This is a genomic window from Dietzia sp. B19, from assembly GCF_014145155.1.
Classification (GTDB): domain Bacteria; phylum Actinomycetota; class Actinomycetes; order Mycobacteriales; family Mycobacteriaceae; genus Dietzia; species Dietzia natronolimnaea.
The window spans coordinates 2,135-6,834 of the sequence record NZ_JAALED010000366.1 but is presented as its reverse complement, the minus strand read 5'-3'; the positions used below and the strand labels follow the sequence as shown (position 1 = coordinate 6,834).

Here is a 4,700-nt window from a genome sequence, read left to right as displayed (position 1 = left end):
CGCGGCGGAGCCGGCACGGGGATCGTGAGGACGGGCTGCGAGGCCAGCCCGGGCAGCTGGGGGAGGGGCGCCGACTCCAGGCCGGGGAAGGCGACGGACTGCGCTGACGCGGCGGGGGCCAGTCCGACGACGAGGCCGGTCGTGACCAGGAGGGTCGCGAGGAAGCGGGATCGGCGGGACATCGTTCTCCTTCGGCCGCGGGCAGGCGGGCGGCGGTGATGGTTCGGGCGGGTGGACCCGGGGCACGACTCACTGAAATCACATGCGCCACACAGGCAACAGCAGTAACAGTACCCCGGACCCCGGGTGGCTGGGTACCCGTCGGGCCGACCGGGCCTCGCGGGTCCGATCCGCACGGTCCCGGGCCCGCCGGGTCACGGTTCCAATGTTCATTGGTAACGGCGCTCGCAGAACCGCTGGTAGATCCTCCGTCTCCAATTGTTGACCCAAAGTCAACAGAAGAACCGCAGATCATGGCCTTGCCTGCTCCGCGGGTGCAACATAGAGTTCTTCCAGTCACCGGCCGGGGGGTGCGGTGGCGAGGTGAAGTGCGGACGAGGGGCTGTTACTTCACGACGAGGGGCCGGTATGAATACCGGGGCACCTGGGGGGGTGTCGGCCCGCCGCCTTCCGAGGCGAGCGTGGATTCCGGAAGGCGCGATGCGCAGTCCGCAGGAGGGAACGGCGTCGGATGCTGAGGGGCTCCGGCGTCGTTCCCCATTTCCGCGCCGGGCGGCCCGGGTTCAGTCGAGGATGTGCTCGGCGACCCTGCGCAGGCCCTCCAGTGCCCGTGCCTCGGCATCGGGCGAACGCGGCGTCTCCGGGCTGATCAACGCGATGTGCCACAGGTCGTTGTCCGCGATGAGGATCGTGTGGACCTCGACGCCCCCGCCGGTCGGGGCCGCCACGCAGTCGATGTACGCGGTATCGAGTTCGGGTCGGACCGGGGCGGGCGCCTCGGGAGCGGCCGGGGGTGCATCCTCGATCGACGCCCCGTCGGCTCCGCGGATCTCCGAACACGCGTACCGCACCCCCAACATCGCGGGCTGGCCGCGCAGCGCGGCCTGGGGGCCCCCACGTGGCTTGACCACCCCGGCCGCGAAGGTGTCCGGGATCTCGTCCCGCTCACCGGTGGTGGTCCGGGTGGTCGTGGGCGAGGTCGTGGGCATGGGCTTGACCTCCGTGGTGGTGTCGGCCCCCGCCACGGACTCCGGCTCCTCGCCCGTCCCGTCCCCGGGGTCGGCAGTCCCGGTCGCCGTCGTCCCTGTCGCCGTGCCTGTTCCCGTCTCCGACCCGTCTTCCGCCTCCGCCTCCGCCTCTGCCTCTGCCTCTGCCTCTGCCTCGGCGTCCGCCTCCGCCTGCTGCATCTCGTACAACTCGGGCGATCCCGGTCCGCCGTAGGTGCACATCAGGCCCAGATCGCCGGAGCCGATGGGCTCGACCTCGGGCATGTCGGCGTCGGTGAGCTCGATCAGTTCGGCGGGCGTCAGGTCGAGGAGTTCACACGCGTTCAACCGCACGTCGGGATCGGGACGATCCTCCACCATCGCCGCGGCGATGTCGGGCCGGGGTTCCGGCGAGATCCGGGGTGGACCCGTCTCGCCGGCGTCGGAGAAACCGAGCGCGGAGCACCCCGACACGGCCACCATCGCCGCCGACGCCACGAACCCCCGGGCGATTCGTCCCCCGGTTCCGGGACGGGGTCGCTGCGATCGCATGGGCCGATCCTACGACGTCGGCGTCCGATCCCTGATCCCGACCGTTCCGCGGACGCCCGCCCGGACGGGTCAGGCGTCGCCGGGGAGGATCTCGGTCGCCCTGATGACGGCGTCGAACGACTCGCGGATCCGGTCCTCCAGGAGGGTCGGCGACTCGTCGGTGCGCCACTGCTCGACCGCCACCCGCACGATCGCGATGGACGCCGCCGCCACCGTCGCGGCCTCGACGGACCCGGGATCCCTGCCCTCCCGGCGGGCCACCAGGGCGGCCAGCTCCTCCTCCGTCCGGGACAGGATCGCGTACACCTCGGTGCGGATCCCCGGCTCCCGCCGCCACATGTCGTGGAACCGGTTGAACAGAGGGGTCTCCTGCCGGGCCATCGCGACCTGCAGCCACAACAGGCGGGTGAGCGCGGTCAGCGTGGACACGGACCGGTCGGTGAGGAACAGGTGCACCGCGTCGCGGTCCGGGGGGAAGGCGTCCGGGATGCACGCGGCGGCCTTGGAGGGGAAGTAGTTGAAGAACGTCCGACGGGACACGTTGGCGGCCTTGGCGATCTGGTCCACCGTCACGGCGTCGAGCCCCCGCTCGAGGGCCAGGTCCAACGCGACCGAGGAGATGGTCTCGCGCAGCTCGCGCCGGCGATGCTCGGTGCGGTCAGCGCCCTGCGCCTGCGTGGGTGGGCCGGTCATGTGGGCGCCTCCCCGTCGGTGGTCGATGAGTGTCGGTCTCTCAGTTCGGTGGTGATGACCTTACCCAGCGGGTCGGGTCCTATCCTGGTCATCATGCGTATCGCCGCCACGACCCTTCTCGCACCCCTGTCCGTCGTCCTGCTCGGCGTGATGGCGGGGTGCGGCGGGGACACCGAGCCGGCGCCGGAGATGGGGACGATCCGGACCGCGCCGCCGGAGACCAGCGAGCCGGAGATCCCGCAGGTCGAGCCGGTGACCAGTGCGGAGTGCCCGTACCTGTCGGTCGACGAGGCGTCGAGGCTCAACGGCGAGCTGGCCACCGACGTGCGGATCGACGACCGCGTCGACCCCGCCGCCTGCTTCTTCTACAGCGCCGACGGGGCAGTCCAGCTCACGACCACCGTGTACTCGGTCGAGTCGGAGGAGCGGGCCACCGAGTTGGTGGACGGCTCGGCGCCGGTCGGCGAGTCGGAGCGCTCGGACGTCGAGGGCGGGTGGACCGGTGGCCGCACCGGCGGCCCGGGGGGCGCCCTGGTGGTCCTGGCCCGCGGGACACAGGTCCTGGCGGTGCAGTCCACGCAGGAACAGTCGGTCAAGGTCCAGCGGGTGGCCGAGCTCGTCGCACCCCGGGTGGCCGACTGAGTCAGGGGGCCGACGTGCTCAGGGGGCGGGCGGGGAGGCCGCGACCGGGTCGACCGCCACGTGGGAGTACGGCATGAGCGCCTCGACCGCGGGGAACACCACCTCCATCAGCAACAGGAACACCGCCGCGATCAGGACGACGACCAGCACGATCCGCACCGGCGTGGGCCCGGGGAGCCTCCGGTAGAGCCAGGCGTACATCACCGACCCCCCAGCTCGGCGGGGAGTTCGCCGGGTACCCGCGCCTCGCTGCGTTCGAGTACCGCGTGCACCACGAGCCGTTCCGCCGCCGAATACTGCGGATGGCACGTGGTGAGCGTGGCCAGGGGCAGCAGGTCGGGGGAGGCGGGCTCGGCGCGTCCGGGTACCGCGTCGATCACCCACACGTCCTCCGGGCGGACCACCGAGACACCGGACAGTCCCTCGTACATGCCGGACGTCGCGCGGTCGGCGAGGTCCGTGGGTAGGCATTCGGCGGCCCGGGCGCGGGCCGAGGCGCGGTCGGGGGCGTCCACGGGCAGTACGCGGTAGACCAGCCACCGGTCCGCCGTGGCGTACACCAGGGCGTCGCACGAGCGCAGGGCGTCCAGGTCGTTGAACGGCGATCCCCGGCCCACCCGGTGCCCGGCGACAGCGAAGTTGCCAGGCTCCCCCGGACCCTGGGTCTCCGTGTAGTGCCCGGGCCCGGTCTCCAGCGCCGCGTCGCTGGTCCCGGACACCACCGCGAACCGGTAGTCCGAGCCGAACGCGGGGATGTACAGACGGGCGAACGCGGTGCCGTCGGCGAGTCCGGAGAGCCCCGGGTCCCCGTCGTCGACGCCCGTACCGCGACCCCGCGGGTTGTCCGGTCCACCCCACCGCTGGTCCAGTTCGGCGTCGGCGGCGGACTGGGCGCGCGCCGCGCCCAGGTCGGTCCACCACACCTGGTAGACGACGAAGAGGGCCAGCACGACGCCGAGGGTCACCAGCACCTCGCCCACCACACCCGCCGCGCGCGTCACGAGGGTTCCGTGACCATCCCCAGGATGAGCTCGGCCATGCTCCGTGCCGTCATCGCCGAGGTCTCGACCTCACCGAGCATGGCGGCGGTGACGGAACCGTCGTGGAGGATCGCCAACCGGTCCGCCAGGTCGGCGATGTTGTCGGGGTCCTCGAGCCCCATGCCGGCGAGCTCGGAGCGGAGGGTCGAGGCGACCCAGGCCCGTTGGTCGGACACCGCCGCCCGGATGGCGTGCTCGCCGTCCGTGCAGGGGCGGGGGAACTCGATGGCGGCGGCGAGGTGGCACGAGCCGGGGGTCGCGGGCTCCACGCGCTCACGGACGATGTCGAACAGGGCGAGGATGCGTCCGCGCGAGTCCGGCGCGGCGTCGGCGCGTCGCTGCCACAGGGCGCGGTCGCGTTCGGCCATGGCCCGCAGGTACGCCACGACGAGCTCGTCCTTGGAACCGTAGGTGTTGTAGAGGCTGGCCTTGGCGACCTTGGATTCCCTGAGGATCCGGTCGATCCCCACCGCGCGGATCCCGTCCGTGGAGAACAGGCGGGTCGACGTGGCCAGGAGCCGCTCCCGCGGTCCGGGTTTGGTCGACCGTGCGCTCGTCACAGGGGACAGACTATCGGCCTATCGGAGTGATGCCGGAATTGTCGGGC

6 protein-coding genes and 1 pseudogene are annotated in these 4,700 nt (G+C 72.1%); 1 reads left to right on the top strand and 6 read right to left on the bottom strand.

Going from position 1 to position 4,700, the window contains the following annotated elements:
• The 3 genes and pseudogenes from G6020_RS10925 to G6020_RS10915 form a co-directional block, all read right to left on the bottom strand.
• Positions 1-182, bottom strand: a pseudogene (locus G6020_RS10925) (hypothetical protein); the annotation flags it as partial.
• Between the two features lie 561 nt (positions 183-743).
• Positions 744-1,718, bottom strand: a complete 975-nt coding sequence (locus G6020_RS10920; RefSeq protein ID WP_182610644.1) for a hypothetical protein — start codon at positions 1,716-1,718, stop codon at positions 744-746.
• A 69-nt stretch (positions 1,719-1,787) separates the two neighbouring features.
• Entirely contained in the window at positions 1,788-2,411 is a 624-nt protein-coding gene (locus G6020_RS10915) for a TetR family transcriptional regulator (RefSeq protein WP_179523581.1), read from the bottom strand.
• A gap of 93 nt (positions 2,412-2,504) precedes the next feature.
• Here G6020_RS10915 and G6020_RS10910 point away from each other — a divergent pair, with 93 nt between their 5' ends.
• The gene (locus G6020_RS10910) at positions 2,505-3,053 is read left to right on the top strand and encodes a DUF2020 domain-containing protein (protein ID WP_182610643.1); all 549 of its coding nucleotides are present in this window, start codon (positions 2,505-2,507) and stop codon (positions 3,051-3,053) included.
• Between the two features lie 18 nt (positions 3,054-3,071).
• On the opposite strand, the gene G6020_RS10905 is transcribed toward G6020_RS10910, so the two are convergent.
• Genes G6020_RS10905 through G6020_RS10895 form a run of 3 tightly spaced genes read right to left on the bottom strand, consistent with a single transcriptional unit; the run spans position 3,072 to position 4,653 of the window.
• Complete coding sequence (locus G6020_RS10905; RefSeq protein WP_179523579.1) at positions 3,072-3,254, bottom strand: hypothetical protein; 183 nt, start codon at positions 3,252-3,254, stop codon at positions 3,072-3,074.
• Positions 3,254-4,054 carry a class E sortase gene (locus tag G6020_RS10900; RefSeq protein WP_347237859.1) on the bottom strand — a complete coding sequence of 267 codons (801 nt, stop codon included), beginning with the start codon at positions 4,052-4,054 and terminating at the stop codon, positions 3,254-3,256. Before G6020_RS10900 ends, G6020_RS10905 begins: the two co-directional genes overlap by 1 nt.
• Positions 4,051-4,653, bottom strand: coding sequence for a TetR/AcrR family transcriptional regulator (locus G6020_RS10895; RefSeq protein WP_182610642.1), 603 nt, complete (start codon positions 4,651-4,653; stop codon positions 4,051-4,053). Before G6020_RS10895 ends, G6020_RS10900 begins: the two co-directional genes overlap by 4 nt.
• Positions 4,654-4,700: the final 47 nt, after the last annotated feature.

What these genes read in the sequence shown, in the direction of transcription:
- G6020_RS10905 (WP_179523579.1), bottom strand. Translation starts at nt 3,254, where the DNA reads ATGTACGCCTGGCTCTACCGGAGGCTCCCCGGGCCCACGCCGGTGCGG.
- G6020_RS10920 (WP_182610644.1), bottom strand. Translation starts at nt 1,718, where the DNA reads ATGCGATCGCAGCGACCCCGTCCCGGAACCGGGGGACGAATCGCCCGG.
- G6020_RS10915 (WP_179523581.1), bottom strand. Translation starts at nt 2,411, where the DNA reads ATGACCGGCCCACCCACGCAGGCGCAGGGCGCTGACCGCACCGAGCAT.
- G6020_RS10910 (WP_182610643.1), top strand. Translation starts at nt 2,505, where the DNA reads ATGCGTATCGCCGCCACGACCCTTCTCGCACCCCTGTCCGTCGTCCTG.